Source organism: Sphingobium olei (genome assembly GCF_042678845.1).
Taxonomy (GTDB): Bacteria; Pseudomonadota; Alphaproteobacteria; order Sphingomonadales; family Sphingomonadaceae; genus Sphingobium; species Sphingobium olei.
In genome coordinates, this window is the sequence record NZ_JBHTLS010000011.1 from 21516 (window position 1) to 36381 (window position 14866).

Consider the following 14866-nt stretch of genomic DNA (forward strand, 5'->3'; position numbering starts at 1 on the left):
TTATTTTCAGATGTGGCCGCCGTCGCTGCCGACGCGGCGAGGCTAGCGGCAAATACCGCCAAGATGAACGTTTTCATGTCACTTTCCAATTTGATCGAGATTTAAAATCGGCAGAGCCGCAACCGGCGAACGGCTGCAGCCTGACACGGCTTGACTCGATCAAACGGTAGGCGGTTCGGGCTCGGGAGCGACGTTGAGGCCGGCAAGTGCCCGGCTGGCAGGCCAGATAACGATTTGAGATGCGATCGAGCGCTTCAGCACTCTTGCCGGCTCCTCAAACGTCATGGGAACAACGCATCCCATTTGGGCGATACACGCCAGCGTCAGTCCTTTGCATGGGTGTTCCGATGACGGATCCGGGGTCGCCATACCCGCGCAATCCATGCGGGATGGGGTGACATGGCTCATCGCCATCTTGGGTGAGAGCGATGGGCCGGCCGCATACGCAATTCCTTGGCCCAAAAGGCCAAGCAACGCTCCAACAAGAAGCAAGAGAGAAAGACGAGCTTTCAACACCCGGATACTATCCCAATTGTCAACGCCGAGGTCAATACGGGTGGTTTGCCGGGTGCCGTAGTGCCGGCATGAAGCGCCGGGGAAGATTTGCCGCTCACAAGACAACCTGTCGTTTAGGCGCCGTGGCTAGCAAAGACACGCCGGCCAGCGGCACCGAACGCAATGACGTCATAGGGCTGGGTTCTCATGCCGGGCACCTCCATGCCCGGTGAGCCCATCGGCATTCCGGCCACGGCCAAGCCGCGCACGCCTTTAGGATGCTGGGCCAGCGCGCGCTTCATGTCCGCGATCGGGACATGTCCCTCAAACGCCATGCCGTCGATGATCGCGGTATGGCAGGACGCGAGGTCAGCGGGCAGGCCGATCTTACGCTGCAGCACCTCACGGCGATCATCGTCGATGATCTGGACCTTGCGGCCGAACTGCTGACGCACCTGCGCCGCCCATTTCTCGCAACAGCCGCAACCCGGATCGCGGTGCATGGCGATGTCGGCCGCGGCCGATGCGACCGCTGGGATGGTCATTAGCAAGGCGGCGACGGCGCCACGAACACCATTCTTCATCATCAGCTCCTAAAAGGAAATCCCCGCCCTGCCGGGGGGTAGGGGGATCGACAGGGCGGGGCAGCGCTCCCTTATTGCGGGCGCTTGCCGTGCTTGCTGAGCCACGCCTGCAGCTCGGCAATATCCTTTTCCTGTTTCGTGATCGTCATCTGCGCCATGCGCTTGGTCTCGGCGTCGCGCGCGTCACGCACCGCAACGCGCGACATGGCGATGGCGCCTCGGTGATGCTCGATCATCTTGCGCGTCCACATTTCGGCCGCGTCGCCCTGCTTGGCCGCCATCATCTTCTGATGCATGTCCATCTCGGCCTGGCCGTAGGGATTGCCGGCCATCATGCCCGCCATGTCGTCGTGGTTCATGCCGGCCATCTGACCGTGGTTCATGCCCTGCATTCCGCCGCTCTGCTGCGCGAGGGCGGGCGTGGCGAGCAGCGCCAAAGCTGCGAATGTTGGTGCGAAGCGCATTATTGATCTCCCTGGGTTCTAAGACTTCTACGCGTGCGAGGCGGCTATCCCTCACCCGGGGTGCTAGAACGCGCGAGAAATTGTCAGGAAACAGGACTTTATTTCCGAGGGCTACGCTCCTGAGCCGCGTATATTATGCCTCGATCACGATGTTGCGACGCCGCGTTTTGGGCCATCGCATGTAGAGAAGCACTGCCCCCCCTAACCAAAGCGCAAGCCCACCGATCGCGAAGGCGAGCAGCCAGGGCGTGTTGAAGTTCTCGTGATTCGTCCAATCCATGATGTGAAGGCCCCAGAAGAAGTCGTAGAGCCGCCAAGTGCCGGTTCGGACAGCCGAGATCCGACCGGTGTCGGCCGCGACAAAGACGCGGGTGGAATCGAGGTCGGCGAACGCGACGCGCCAGGCGGGGAGCGTGCCGCGATATTCGGGGCTGGCGCGCTCGATCCGCTCTACCTTCGCCGCTGGTCGAGCACCGCCACGCCATGCCAAACGCGCGATCTCCTCGGCCTCACGAGCCGTTGGTGCTGGCAGCGCTTGGCCCGTCGCGGCGTCGAACAGGCGCGTTCCCTTGGCTGTCGCGACCTCGGCGACCGGGCGGCCAAGCCACATGCGATAGGTGATGGCCTCGATGGGCGCATCTGCTGCGCCTACGATCGCCGATGGTGGGGCGAACGTGCTGCCGCGGGGAAGGGGCGCCGCGGCTTTGCGGTCAACGAGGTGATCGCCATGCACCCGATCGATCGGCAGGAAGCTCATCAGGGCGCCGCTTGCGAACCATAGCAGGAGCTGCGCGCCGATGATGATCGCGAGCCATTTGTGCGTGCGGCTCGCGAGTAGATGCAGCCTCAGTTTCGCGCTTTTCAGAACCACTCCTCCCTCAACCTCGTCGCCGGGGTCACTTCATACCCGGCATGTCCTTCATCATCTCGTCGTGATCGGCCGGGGCGCTCGCGACCAGTGCCTTATACTGTTCGGGCGTCATGCCGGGGAGCTTGCGGACGAACGCGACCATATTCCAAATTAGGGGGTCGGGATGCGTCTTGCCCCATGCCGGCATGGCGCTGAGCTTCACCCCGTGCTTGATGATCCAGAATTGCTGGGCGGGGGTGAGATCTTGAGCGCGCGCGAGTTCCGGCGCCTGTGGATAGAGGCCCTGGCTCATCTCGGATTTCTCGACGCCGGGGCCGAGATGGCAACCGGAACACATTTCTCCGTAAAGGCCCGCGCCGACTGACACGCGCTGCGCCGATGCCAGATCGGCCGGGGGTGTTATGCCGCGCGCGCGTGCCTCAATCGACCGATCGCGCAGGCGTTCGAGCATTGAATAGACCGCCGGCGTGTGCGGTTCGTCGGCCGCGATGTTATACACGCCAAGGTAGATAAACGCGGCTGCGCCCAGCGCCAGGACGATCGCCAGGGCGCCTACGAACGGCAGGCTCGGGAAGTGCTGCCTTATCGAGCGCCTGCCGTCTTGAGCCATCTGTTCCTCCATCGATCAGAACCAGACACGAACGCCGGCGACGATGCTCTTGGACGTTGCGCGATCCCCATCGGCGCGCGCGTAGCGGGCGGTGTCGCCGAAGCGGCGATCCCATGACACGCCGACATAGGGGGCGAACTCGCGCCGGATCTCATAACGCAGCCGCAATCCAAGCTCGGCGTTGGATAGGCCCGATCCGATCCGGTTTTCCGGCACGTCCTGCGCAGCGAAATTGAGCTCGGCGCGCGGTTGCAGGATCAGCCGCTGGGTGATGCGCTGGTCGTAATAGCCCTCAAGCCGCCCTAGCAGGTCGCCCTTGTTGGACAGGAATACCGCGCCCTCTAGCTCGAAGAAGCCCGGTGCCAGCCCCTCCAGCCCGACGGTCGCATAGGTGCGTTTCGGGGACGGCCCCAAATCCTGGCGGACACCCGCTTGTAGATTGAAATAAGGGCCAATGGTCCGGCTATAGAGCGCCTGCACCTCGGCGCTCTCGATGCCCTCGCGGAAGGCTCCCTCGCCCTCAGACTTGATGAAGAGGCGGTTGATGTCACCCCCGAACCACGCCTCGCCATCCCAGCGATAGCCGTCACGACCGTTGCGGAATTGATACTCAGCGAGGTTCAATAGCACCTGGCTGAAGTTTTGACCGCCGTGATGCTGCTGAAGGTGATGGCGACCCATCGCCATCGCGTCCGCGCCGTAAACGCTGTCGGCCGCATGGTCGGTCGGCAGGGGCGGGGCGGGGGCGTTTCCTGCGGGAAGCGCGGTGCCAGTCTGCTGCACCCCATCGGCCGCCATGCCTGGCATTCCGGCCATTCCCGACATGCCCTGCATGTCGTGGCCGCTGTGCTGGTCGGCTGGCATGGTCATCCCCGGCATCGCCGAATGGTCCATGCCCTGCATCGGCTGCTGGGAGCCCTGAGGGACCGTTTGGCCGTTTCCGGGCATCTGCATCCCCGGCATGGCTTCCATGCCCTGCTGTGAGCCCTGCGGAGCCGCATGGTCCATGCCGGGCATAGACGAGTGATCCATGCCCGGCATGGTCCCGTGATCCATACCATTCATGCCGGCCGTTGGCGCGGCGCGGCGTTTCGTCGTCGAAGCTGATGGTCGCCTCGCAGGAGCTGACCTAGTCTTGGCCGGCTTGCCTTTGGCCGTGGGCTTCACCACCGGCTTCTTTTTCGCAGGCATCGGCATGGTCATGCCCGGCATTGCCGAATGATCCATGCCCTGCATCGACTGAGCGGCGACAGGACCGGCGATGCCGAGCATGGTGGCGGCGGCGAGCGCCGCGGTCAGCCGGTTCATGCCGCCTCTCCCGCGAACGGGCGAACGGTGACGACGCGCATCATGCCTGCGGTCATGTGGTAGAGATTGTGACAGTGGAACGCCCAATCGCCGGGTGCATCGGCGGTCAGATCAAAGGTCATCTTGCCTCCAGGCGGCACGTTGACGGTGTGCTTGCGCGGCGCATGATTGCCGTGCCCCGTCACCAGCTCGAAGAAATGGCCGTGGAGATGGATGGGGTGCGGCATCATCGTATCGTTGACCAACGTCACCCGCGCCCGCTCGCCTTTGCGGAACGGGATGGGGTCGGCGGGATCGCTCAGCTTCTGCCCGTCGAAGCCCCACATGTAGCGCTCCATGTTACCGGTCAGATGGATCTCGAACTGACGCGACGGCGCGCGCACGTCGGGGTTGGGCGCGAGCGAAACGAGGTCGCGATAGGTGAGGACGCGGTGATCCAGGCCCTCCAGACCCTGGGGCGGTTCACCGCTACGGTCCTTCGGCATCGGGGAGATGGTCTGCACGCCCGGCCCCATCTTCACGCCCGGCGCATTCTTCGGGTCGCGCATGTTCATGTTCATGCCGCCACCCGACCCGTGGTCCATCCCGGCCATGCCGCCAGCCTGGCCCGATCCGCCCGACATGGCACTATGGTCCATGCCGGCCATGCCAGCACCGCCCGCTGCCATTTGGCTATGGTCCATCCCGGGCATTACAGCGCCGCCCATCTGGCTGTGGTCCATGCCCGACATGCCGGACATGCCCGCCATCGCTGCGCCTGCCGCGACCGTCCCGTGATCGGTCGGCCCCTTCCAGCCCGTCAGCTTCCAAAGATTGCGCGAGGCGTTCTGCATCAAGGTGGGGTCCGGCCCGCGCGTGGCGACCGGGCTCTCGTCCTTCATGCCGGACATGCCCTGCATCCCGCCCATGCTCCCCATGTCCATGCCCATATCGGTCATGGTCAGCAGCGTGCGCGGACGAAGCGGCGGGACCGGGGCGACCATCCCCTCACGCGGGGCGAGCGTCGCCCGGCCCATGCCGGAGCGATCGATAGCCTCGGAGACGAAGCTGTAGGCCCGGTCCTCGGGCGTCACGATCACGTCGAACGTCTCGGCAACGCCGATCTGGAACTCGTCGATCTTCACCGGACGGACATTCTGCCCATCGGCCTGCACGACGGTCATCGGCAGGTCGGGGATGCGGACGTTGAAGTTGGTCTGCGCCGCGGCGTTGATGATCCGCAAGCGGACCCGCTCGCCCGGCTTGAACAGCCCCGTCCAGTTGTCATACGGTCCGTAGCCGTTGACCAGGAAGGTATAGGTCGAGCCGGTGACGTCGGCGATGTCGGCGGGGTCCATTCGCATCTTTCCCCACTCGATCCGGTCCTTGAGCGGCATTTCCCGACCCGCGAGCAAGCCCGCGAGGGTCGGCCGCTGATAGTTGAAATAGGCGCCGCCCATCTGCTTCAGCTTCCGGAAAATCTGCTCGCCGGTCATCTGGCTGTGGTCGGACAGCACGATCACATGCTCGCGGTCGAACGCGATCGGATCGGCACCGGCCGGGTCGATCACGATCGGCCCGTAAAGTCCGCCCTGCTCCTGCTCGCCGGAATGGCTGTGATACCAGTAGGTGCCCGACTGGATGATCGGGAACTCGTAGATGAAGGTCGAGCGCGCCTTGATGCCGGGGAAGCTGATGCCGGGCACGCCGTCCATCGCGAACGGCACGAGCAGCCCATGCCAGTGGATCGAACTGTCCTCGTCGAGATTGTTGGTGACGGAGAGGCGGACCTTTTGCCCCTCCTTCAAGCGAATGAGAGGGGCCGGCACCGTGCCGTTGACGCCGATTGCGGGCGTCGACTTGCCGTCGACGGGAAGTCTGAAACTGTCGATCGTCAGCGCGATGTCAGTGCCCGAGACGGTCGGCAGCGGTTTGACGATCCCGCCCGAGACAGGCTGCGCCCACGCGGGCATATAGGCGGTCAGCGCCATGCCACCGCCAGCAAGGGCGGCGCCGCGAAGCATCTGGCGGCGATCGATAGTGCGGCTCATACGGTCCTCAAGGCTCTCGAACGGGAGTGTCCCTCTAGCCTTGATACGCAGCTCAGGGCGCTATCCCTCAGCGCCCGCCCAATCGCTCCAGCAACTTCGATCGCGCGCGATAGAGGCGGGTTTCTACCGCCTTTTCGCTGATCGACAACACTGCCGCGGTTTCAGCCTGGCTCAACCCCTCGATCGTGCGCAGCACCAAGGATTCCTTCAATGCGGTCGGCAAGCCCGCAATGGCGCGCGTCACGCGGTCGAGTTCCTGTCGGTCGCCCGTCGCGTCGTCGATCGCCACCTGGTCGTCTGCAATGGCTTCGGCTTCCGGGCCGATCGGTGCGGCGAACGCCAGAAAGCGCCGCACGGTGCGCTTGCGCCCCCAATCGCGGCACTTGTTGATCGCGATCGTCGATAGCCACGCGCGCATCGATCGATCGCCGTCGTAGCGGGGCAGGGCCTGATGCGCCGCGACGAAGGTCTCCTGCAGAAGGTCCAGCGCCTCGTCGGCCTCGCCGACGCACGCGCGCACCATGCGGAAGATTGACTGCCGATGGCGGCGCATGATCTCGGCGAAGGCGGCTTCGCGCCCGGCGATGCTGAGGGTCGCCAGCTCGCCGTCCGTAAGCGTGGTCCAGTCGAGGCTCACGCGCCGAACCTCAACGTGCGTCGTCGGTGAGCGCCTTCACCACGGCCTGATCGAACTGGCCGGTCTGATTGGGCCGCAAGAGCTGGCGCATGGCGAAGATGTGCGCCAGCGTCGCTTTCTGGAGCTCGCCCATGACGGCGTGGCTCTGGTCGGCGAAGCCGCGCTGGCTTCCTTCGCGGGCACACCGGCACCGAAGATGCCCATGACGAGCGCCGCAGCGATCGTCATTGCCCCAACGCCTAAGCCGGCGCGCGCCGCTGGACGTGCGGCGACCCGCGCCAGCACGCGATCTTCCATGCCATCAAGGCTCGCGGGCACGGGTGCTTGCGCCAGCCTCATCAATACTGCGTCGAGGTCCATGTCGTTCACTCCACCCCTCTAGCATGGATTACGCAAGCGACGCGCCCATCCCTCAAATCCATCCGTGAGGGGTGGTCGATCGGGGCGCGTAATGAAGGACAGGAACCCTCCTGTCGAAAGGCCCCCTATGCGCCGCCTATCCGTTCTGACTGCTGCTGCCGCTCTCGTCATGTTCGCCGGAACGGCGAACGCCCATCCTAAGCTGGTGTCGGCATCGCCGGCCGCCAATGCGACGGTNAGCGATGCCCGGCATGGCAGCCATGAAGATGGCCAGCGCCTCCGCGCTCTCGTCCGATGGCCGGACCCTCGTCATCACCCCGAAATCGCCGCTCCCATCGGGTCGGTATAGCGTCGCGTGGAATGTCGTCTCGACCGACACCCACAAGGTCGCAGGAACCTACGTCTTCGCGGTGAAGTGAGGCGATGGGGGACTGGTCGCTTATCGGCGTCCGCTTCGCGCTCTACGTGACGCTGGCTGCGCTGTTCGGCCTTGCCGCATTCAGCCTTTATGGGCTGCGGGCGCGCGAGCGCGGCGACGCGCTCGCGCTGCGTCCCTGGTTCATCGCCAGCGCTGGCCTGAGCCTGTTGTTTTCAGGCGCCTGGGTCGTGCTGATGGCCTCCTCAATGGCCGGAACGCCGGCCTGGCCGATCGACCGTGAAGCAGTCGGCGCGCTGCTCACCGGCTCTGCGATCGGAGCAGCATGGAAGCTGCGCATGGTCATGGTGGCCCTCGCGGCGCTGGCAGCGCTGGTCGCGGGCGGGCGCGGCATCTGGCTGAGCATCGTCGCGCTCTGCTCGGCCGTGGCACTCGCAACGCTGGCGTGGACCGGACACGGCGCGATGGACGAAGCCGTGATGGGCTGGGTCCACCTCATCGTCGACATTCTCCATCTGATCGCCTCGGGCGCTTGGGTTGGCGCACTACTGGGGCTGCTCCTGCTCGTCTCCCGACCCGCGGCGCGCGTAGACGCGGCGCATCTGGGGCTGACGCACCGCGCGCTGCACGGGTTCGGCGCGATCGGGACGGTTGTGGTCGGCACGATCCTCGTCACCGGCCTGGTCAACGGCTGGATGCTGGTCGGGATCGGCAACCTCGCCACGCTTCCTGCGACGCTCTATGGTCAGCTCCTGATCGCAAAGCTGGCGCTGTTCGTCGCCATGCTAGGGCTCGCCTCGCTCAACCGCTTCCGGCTCACGCCGGCATTCGAGCGGTCGATCGCAGCGGACGATCACAAGGGCGCCCTCGGCGCGCTGCGGACAAGTCTGGCGATCGAAACCGCCTGTGTCATCGCGGTTCTCGGGCTGATCGCCTGGCTCGGGACGCTCGCGCCGCCTGCATCGGCGATGTGATGCGCGGCCGGGGAGCCCTCGCGGTCCCCGGCCGTTCACGGGGCCGCGCCTGATGGATCAGTCGATCCTGCTCGACGAGACGGGGAGGATGCTGGCCGTGGCCGGCCTGATCTGCGTGGTGCTGCTCGTGCCGATGATGATCGTCGGGCTGATAATCAGCATCATCCAGGCGGCGACGTCGATTAGCGAACAGACGCTGAGCTTCGTGCCTAAGCTGATCGCGCTAGGCGTATGTTTGGTGATTTTCGGGAGCGCAGCGACCGAGCTCCTGACCAAGTTCACGGCCGAGCTGTTCGCTGTGATCGCGAGCATGGGCCGTTGATATGCAGATAGCTGCGCGGGCGGGCGACCGCCCGCGCAAGCCCCGCTATGCCGCCATCCGATCGCAGGAATCGGCGCACTTCCGGCACGCTGCCACGCAATCCTCCATGCCGCCCAGGGCCTCGCAGCTCGCTGCGCAAGCCCGGCAGATCTCGGCACACTCGCGGCAGATATGCTGATGGTGGGCGGACTTGCGCGCCATGAAGTCGATCGCAACCGCGCAAATTTGCGCGCAGTCGGCCATGATCTTCATATGCTCGGGCGCGGCGTGCTGGCCGCCCATTTCGAGGCAATGGTTCATCGCCATGTGAAGACAGGTCACATGGCATTCGTGGCAGGCGTCCATGCACGCCTTCATGCCGGGGTCGATCTGGTGCATCGCATTATCTCCGTATGAGCCCCCGCCTGTTCCTAGATACGCGCGCCGCGCGATCACCCCTTGCCGCGATCTCCGTCGTTCGCGGCAAGTTACATGGCCCACCGACCGAACAGCGTCGCAACGATGATGCCCGCGCCAAGCATGATGAGCGTCAACACTGTCATCGCGGCGATCTGAGGTCCGGTCACGCGCGCGCCGGCCGCCATGCCGCTCATCCCTGCCATTGCGTCGTGTCCCATGTCCGGCATCGGCGTGGCCGATTGCCGGTCCGCGCCGACTTCGTGTCCGCCATGCCCCAGCGCGCGCACCGTGCCCATGCCGTGCTTCAAGCGCACGCCAACCAGCCAAAGGTTGATCGGATAGGCGACTGCGAACCCGACGAGTGTCGCCAGCGACATGACGCCCCAAAAGCGGAGCGAGCTGGCGTGCATCGCGGCCATGTCGCGGCTCATCAACACCACCATCGTCGGGATCATGCCGGCCATGACGGCATTCATCGACAGCCATTCGGGGATGAACGACATGCGAAGCGCGCCCCAATAGGAACCGCCCGCCATGTCGCGCATGAAAAGCGCCTGGAAAATCAGCAGTCCGAACGCGAAGCCGAACACATATTCCGCGATCACGTCCTGCCACATCGGCAGGCCGAGCGCCGTGGTGATCGCGGCTGCGGCGATGACGCCGGTTGCATCGCCCGCCATGCAATGGATGGCCGAGCCGAACGCCTGCTTCCAGAGCGGTCGAACGAAATCCTCGTGCCGCTCGTTCGCCGGCTCCTGGCAGGACAGGACATAGGCCGCGGCCATGATCGGGCCACCATAGAGCGTGACCAACAGCCACCCCCATTTCATCACGCGCAGCTCGGGGTTGCGGGTGAAGGCATCCCACGCGACGTAAGCGACCGAAAGGGCGGTCAGCACGAACCACCCGATCAGCACGGCGTCGAGCCAGGGGGCCGGGGATGGCATCGTCACGGCAGCACTCCTCTACATGCTAGAGGATACGCGGCTCTCCGGATCATCCCTTGCGCGGAGCGGGCTAGGCGAGCTTGCTGGAAACGGCCTTGATCGCTTTCAGTCCCGATCCGAACCGCGCGATGGCCTCCCGGTTCTTCTCCAGCTCGCCATAGGGCAGGTAGGATATGTCGAGGTCGGCTACGCGGCTGAACGCGGGCCGCTGCAACTGCGCGCGAACGTCCGTCTCGCGCGCGTCGGGCGCGACAAGGAACAGCCCCGCGGTCGCGTGAAGGTCGCCACCGCTCAAGGCCAGGTCGAGCATCCTGACGATGCCCGAATAGATCGAGGTCGAATGCTCCACCTCGAACGCCGCGGCGACATGATCGCCGGCCTTCTCAAGCCACAGCACGTCGATCAGCCGGATCGAGTCAGCGCCCTTCGACGTCGCGATCGTGTCGGGCAGGCGCTCAAGGCATCCTGCGCCCAAGGGTGATCCGTCGAAGGCGCGGCTGCGGTCGTTCGCGGCGATCCATACGTCATAGCCGAGCGCCAACCCTAGATCGCGAAGCCATGCCTGGATTTCGGTATGGGTGCGCTCGTTCTCGCCCTCGCGCTGAGCGGCCTTGCTGAGCGTGCGCGCTTCCTCGCGCGCCGCCTCAAGCCGCTGCCCCCAGCTCGCCAGCGTCGCGCCGCTCACGTCGAGGGGCGGAGCCGGATAGCGATCGGAGCCGATGTCGAACAACAGACCGCCGATCGCGCCTAAATCATTCGATAGCAGCTCGCGGAAGCGGTCGTTGAGATCGAGGATGCCGGTCCGCATCGCCAGAAAATGCTCCCAGCTCCCGAGCTTCACATTCGCCCCCGTCAGCGCGTTGTAGCCCTTAACGATTGCGGTGTTGAAGGGCGGCACCAGCGTCGGGTGAAGGAAGTAGAGGAGGTTGGCGACCGCCGGACCCAGCCCCTTGATCTTCAAACGGTCGATCGCGTGGATATGGCTGATGATCTCCTCGGCCGTGTCGCAACAGGAACAGGCGTCGAGCAAGCGGCCGAACGCGCGCTGATTGTCGGGGCTCTCGTAAATGTCGGGGATGCGGAGCTTCGGCTTCCAGAGGAACGCATGGTCCGCGCCCTTGAAGATTTGCCGCTGCTCGGCGACGGAATGGACGACGGTTTCGAGCGACGATCCGCGGTAGGCGACGCCGAACGTGCCGCGCTCGATCTCGCCGACAACCTGGGTGATGCCGCGCCGGATTGATCGGAAGTTCTTCAACCGCTCGTCCCAAAGAAACCAGCTCCGATAGGTCGCGCCCTGATCGTCACGCCAGCGGGCAATTAAGCGGCGCACCAGGCCGTCATGGTCGGTGCCAGTAGAAAGACTGTCGATCTGCGCTGCCATATGTCCCCGATTGCCCCCGGCCCGCGTTTGGCGAGCTAGTAATAGACCTAAGCTGCGGCCCTTATGGCGTCGAGGGTGTAGAGCTGGCCCCCGCAATATGAGGGCAACGCCGCTCCCGCGCGTAGATTCAACATACACGCCAGCGGTGCCGACAGGGCCTTGACCCTAACACGGTGTCATACCCTACATGCTCTCGGGTCGAAGGAGTCTTGCCATGAACGACCCTCATTACCATTCCCAAGCCGGGCGTTGCGGCTGTTCGAAGCCTGCGCCTGAATCGGTCTCCACGCCCTCATCCTGTTGCGGGGGCGGCTCGGCCGCTCCCGCAAAGATCGAGCACGAACATCATCACACCGAAGCGGGCGGCTGCTGCTCGGGCAGTAAGGACAACGATGCCGCAGCAGCAGTGATCGACGCGGTGTGCGGCATGACGGTCGATCCCGCAAAAACGACACACCATGCCGAGCACGCTGGTCATGCCTATCATTTCTGTAGCGCAGGGTGCCGGAGCAAGTTTGTCGCCAATCCTGACGCCTATCTGAGCGATAAGCCGAAACCGGAGCCGATGGCGACGCCGGGGGCGATGTGGACGTGCCCGATGCACCCGCAAATTCGCCAGGAAGGGCCGGGAACTTGCCCAATCTGCGGCATGGCGCTCGAACCCGAAGAACCGTCGCTCGACGATACTCCCAACCCTGAGCTGGTCGACTTCACGCGCCGACTGTGGGTGGCGGGCGCGCTCACGATCCCGCTGCTCGTCGTCTCGATGTTCGCGGAAATGTTAGGCCTGCATGTGGTTAGCCCTGCGGCCTCGCCTTGGGTCCAGCTCGCACTCACCGCGCCGATCGTGCTGTGGGCGGGCTGGCCGTTTTTCGAGCGGGGGTGGACATCGCTTCGTACCCGCCATCTCAATATGTTCACACTGATCGCGATCGGCGTAGGTGCCGCCTTCCTCTATAGCGTGGTCGCGACGCTCGCGCCGGGCATCTTCCCAGCGACCTTCCGCACGCATGGGAGCATGGTTCCCGTCTATTACGAGGCGGCCGGCGTCGTGGTGACACTGGTGCTGCTCGGGCAAGTGCTCGAACTGCGCGCTAGGGCGGCGACAGGGCGCGCGATCCGCGCTCTCATGGATCTCGCCCCCAAGACGGCGCGACGCTTGCAGCCTGACGGTTCTGAAGAAGAAGTCGGGCTTGCCGACGTGGCAACCGGTGACCGGCTGCGGGTCCGCCCCGGTGAAGCCATCCCGGTCGATGGCGTCGTGGTCGAGGGTCGTTCGTCGGTCGACGAAGCCATGCTCACCGGCGAACCCGCGCCGGTCCTCAAGGAAGTCGAGGCGATCGTTACCGGGGGCACCGTCAACGGGACGGGCAGCCTGGTGATGGAAGCCCGCGCGGTTGGTTCGGACACGATGCTCGCGCGTATCGTCCGCATGGTCGCGGAAGCGCAGCGAAGCCGCGCCCCGATACAGGCGGTCGCCGATCGGGTTTCAGGATGGTTCGTGCCGCTCGTCGTGCTGATCTCGATTGCGACCTTCATCACTTGGTCGCTGGTCGGCCCTGAGCCGCGCATGGGCCATGCCCTGCTTAACGCCATCGCAGTGCTGGTGATCGCCTGCCCGTGCGCGCTCGGGCTCGCCACGCCCATGTCGATCATGGTCGGCACGGGACGCGGCGCTCAGGCCGGCGTGCTGGTGAAGAACGCGGAAGCCTTACAGGGGCTGGAAAAGGTCGATACCCTTGTCATCGACAAGACGGGTACGCTCACGGAAGGCAAGCCCAAGCTGATCGCGGTCGAGACGGTCAGCGCGGTCGGAGAGAACGACATGCTCGCGCTTGCCGCGGCCGTCGAAGGCCAATCCGAACATCCGCTCGCGCACGCAATCGTCGTTGCCGCCAAAGAACGAGGATTGCAGCTCGGCACAGTCGCGGACTTTGCCTCGCAAACCGGGCTGGGTGTCAGCGCCACGGTGGGCGGCCGCTCGGTCGTGATTGGCAATGCGGTGCAAATGAGCCGGATCGGCGCTGATCTCAAGCCGGTCGACGCCGCGGCCGATCGTCACCGTGGCGAAGGCGCGGGCATCATCCTCGTCGCGATCGACGGGGCGCTCGCCGGTCTGCTCGCAGTCGCCGATCCGGTGCGCGCATCGGCGCGCGACGCTATTGCCGCGCTTCGCAAGGAGGGCCTGCGGGTCGTCATGCTCACCGGCGACAATCGTGGGACGGCCGATGCTGTCGCGCGCGCCGTGGGCGGTCTTGATGACGTGCGCGCCGATCTGCTGCCGGAAGACAAGGCGCGTATCATCGGCGAGCTGAAAGCGAGCGGCGCAAGGGTCGCAATGGCGGGCGATGGGATCAACGACGCCCCGGCGCTCGCCGCCGCGGATGTCGGCTTGGCGATGGGAACGGGAACAGACGTGGCGATCGAAAGCGCCGGCATGACGCTCACGCGCGGCGATCTCTCGGCGATCGTGCGCGCCCGCAAGCTCGCTCGCGCGACGATGCGAAATATCCGCCAAAACCTGTTCTTCTCGTTCTTGTTCAACGGAATCGGCGTGCCGGTTGCGGCCGGCGTGCTTTACCCGGTTGCCGGTATCCTGCTGTCGCCGATGCTGGCCGGTGCAGCGATGGCGCTCTCGTCCTTCACCGTGGTCCTGAACGCACTGCGGCTCAACGCGGTAAAGCTGTGAACATCGGAGCGGCGTCGGACGCCAGCGGCGTCTCCCAACGCATGATCCGCCACTATGAAAAGATTGGTTTGGTGCCCGCGCCGCCACGGCGCGGGAACTACCGGGACTACGCCGACGCTGACGTTCATCGGCTGCGATTTATCGCCAACGCGCGCGACCTGGGGTTCCCGATCGAGGAAATCCGCACGCTGCTGGGGCTGTGGTCGGATCGCGATCGGTCGAGCGCGGAAGTGAAGACGCTGGCGGAAGCCCGCGCTGCCGAACTGGGCCGCAAGGTCCGCGTCTTGGACGCCATGCGCCGCTCGCTTACCGGGCTCGCCCAAGCCTGTCATGGCGATGATCGGCCTGATTGTCCGATCATCGAACGCTTGGCTGAATAACTTGCGCGGCTAACTTTTACTCCACTTGAGCGTGAT

At 65.0% G+C, this 14866-nt stretch carries 15 protein-coding genes and 1 pseudogene; 5 read left to right on the forward strand and 11 right to left on the reverse strand.

From position 1 onward, the window contains the following. Positions 1–629 precede the first annotated feature (629 nt). From ACFQ24_RS03350 to ACFQ24_RS03385, 8 genes and pseudogenes are all read right to left on the reverse strand, one after another. On the reverse strand, positions 630–1082 hold the full coding sequence (locus ACFQ24_RS03350) for a DUF411 domain-containing protein (RefSeq protein ID WP_017980778.1): 453 nt from the start codon (positions 1080–1082) through the stop codon (positions 630–632). Between the two features lie 68 nt (positions 1083–1150). Next, positions 1151–1516, reverse strand: coding sequence for a DUF305 domain-containing protein (locus ACFQ24_RS03355; protein WP_018251211.1), 366 nt, complete (start codon positions 1514–1516; stop codon positions 1151–1153). Positions 1517–1676: 160 nt separating this feature from the next. Next, complete coding sequence (locus ACFQ24_RS03360; protein WP_017980780.1) at positions 1677–2414, reverse strand: PepSY domain-containing protein; 738 nt, start codon at positions 2412–2414, stop codon at positions 1677–1679. Positions 2415–2439: 25 nt separating this feature from the next. Further along, positions 2440–3024 (reverse strand): c-type cytochrome, encoded by a 585-nt coding sequence (locus tag ACFQ24_RS03365; protein WP_024310687.1) that lies wholly within the window; start codon positions 3022–3024, stop codon positions 2440–2442. A 15-nt stretch (positions 3025–3039) separates the two neighbouring features. Beyond that, positions 3040–4332: a copper resistance protein B gene (locus ACFQ24_RS03370; RefSeq protein WP_043060765.1), complete on the reverse strand. Its 1293-nt coding sequence runs from the start codon at positions 4330–4332 to the stop codon at positions 3040–3042. Further along, complete coding sequence (locus ACFQ24_RS03375) at positions 4329–6362, reverse strand: copper resistance system multicopper oxidase (RefSeq protein ID WP_018251213.1); 2034 nt, start codon at positions 6360–6362, stop codon at positions 4329–4331. The genes ACFQ24_RS03370 and ACFQ24_RS03375 overlap by 4 nt, the downstream gene beginning before the upstream one ends. Before the next feature lie 67 nt (positions 6363–6429). After that, positions 6430–6999 (reverse strand): RNA polymerase sigma factor, encoded by a 570-nt coding sequence (locus ACFQ24_RS03380; protein ID WP_018251214.1) that lies wholly within the window; start codon positions 6997–6999, stop codon positions 6430–6432. Between the two features lie 10 nt (positions 7000–7009). After that, positions 7010–7150: pseudogene (locus ACFQ24_RS03385) on the reverse strand (heavy metal resistance protein); the annotation flags it as partial. 460 nt (positions 7151–7610) lie between these two features. On the opposite strand from ACFQ24_RS03385, the gene ACFQ24_RS03390 reads away from it, so the two are divergent. Genes ACFQ24_RS03390 through ACFQ24_RS03400 form a run of 3 tightly spaced genes read left to right on the forward strand, consistent with a single transcriptional unit; the run spans position 7611 to position 9031 of the window. Next, positions 7611–7778, forward strand: a complete 168-nt coding sequence (locus ACFQ24_RS03390) for a copper resistance CopC family protein (protein ID WP_380909089.1) — start codon at positions 7611–7613, stop codon at positions 7776–7778. A gap of 4 nt (positions 7779–7782) precedes the next feature. Next, positions 7783–8709 (forward strand): copper homeostasis membrane protein CopD, encoded by a 927-nt coding sequence (gene copD, locus ACFQ24_RS03395; protein ID WP_017980789.1) that lies wholly within the window; start codon positions 7783–7785, stop codon positions 8707–8709. Positions 8710–8761: 52 nt separating this feature from the next. Then, on the forward strand, positions 8762–9031 hold the full coding sequence (locus tag ACFQ24_RS03400) for a flagellar biosynthetic protein FliQ (RefSeq protein WP_017980790.1): 270 nt from the start codon (positions 8762–8764) through the stop codon (positions 9029–9031). Positions 9032–9076: 45 nt separating this feature from the next. Here ACFQ24_RS03400 and ACFQ24_RS03405 read toward each other — a convergent pair whose 3' ends face one another. From ACFQ24_RS03405 to ACFQ24_RS03415, 3 genes are all read right to left on the reverse strand, one after another. Further along, the gene (locus ACFQ24_RS03405; protein ID WP_017980791.1) at positions 9077–9409 is read right to left on the reverse strand and encodes a four-helix bundle copper-binding protein; all 333 of its coding nucleotides are present in this window, start codon (positions 9407–9409) and stop codon (positions 9077–9079) included. An 89-nt stretch (positions 9410–9498) separates the two neighbouring features. After that, positions 9499–10377, reverse strand: coding sequence for a DUF4396 domain-containing protein (locus tag ACFQ24_RS03410; RefSeq protein ID WP_017980792.1), 879 nt, complete (start codon positions 10375–10377; stop codon positions 9499–9501). Positions 10378–10447: 70 nt separating this feature from the next. Next, the gene (locus tag ACFQ24_RS03415) at positions 10448–11761 is read right to left on the reverse strand and encodes a hypothetical protein (protein WP_017980793.1); all 1314 of its coding nucleotides are present in this window, start codon (positions 11759–11761) and stop codon (positions 10448–10450) included. A gap of 331 nt (positions 11762–12092) precedes the next feature. On the opposite strand from ACFQ24_RS03415, the gene ACFQ24_RS03420 reads away from it, so the two are divergent. Both ACFQ24_RS03420 and cueR read left to right on the forward strand, forming a co-directional pair. Further along, a complete protein-coding gene (locus ACFQ24_RS03420) occupies positions 12093–14450 on the forward strand; it encodes a heavy metal translocating P-type ATPase (RefSeq protein ID WP_371262954.1) in 2358 nt (785 codons plus the stop codon). Then, positions 14447–14830, forward strand: a complete 384-nt coding sequence (gene cueR / locus ACFQ24_RS03425; RefSeq protein WP_017980795.1) for a Cu(I)-responsive transcriptional regulator — start codon at positions 14447–14449, stop codon at positions 14828–14830. Before ACFQ24_RS03420 ends, cueR begins: the two co-directional genes overlap by 4 nt. Positions 14831–14866 lie beyond the last annotated feature (36 nt).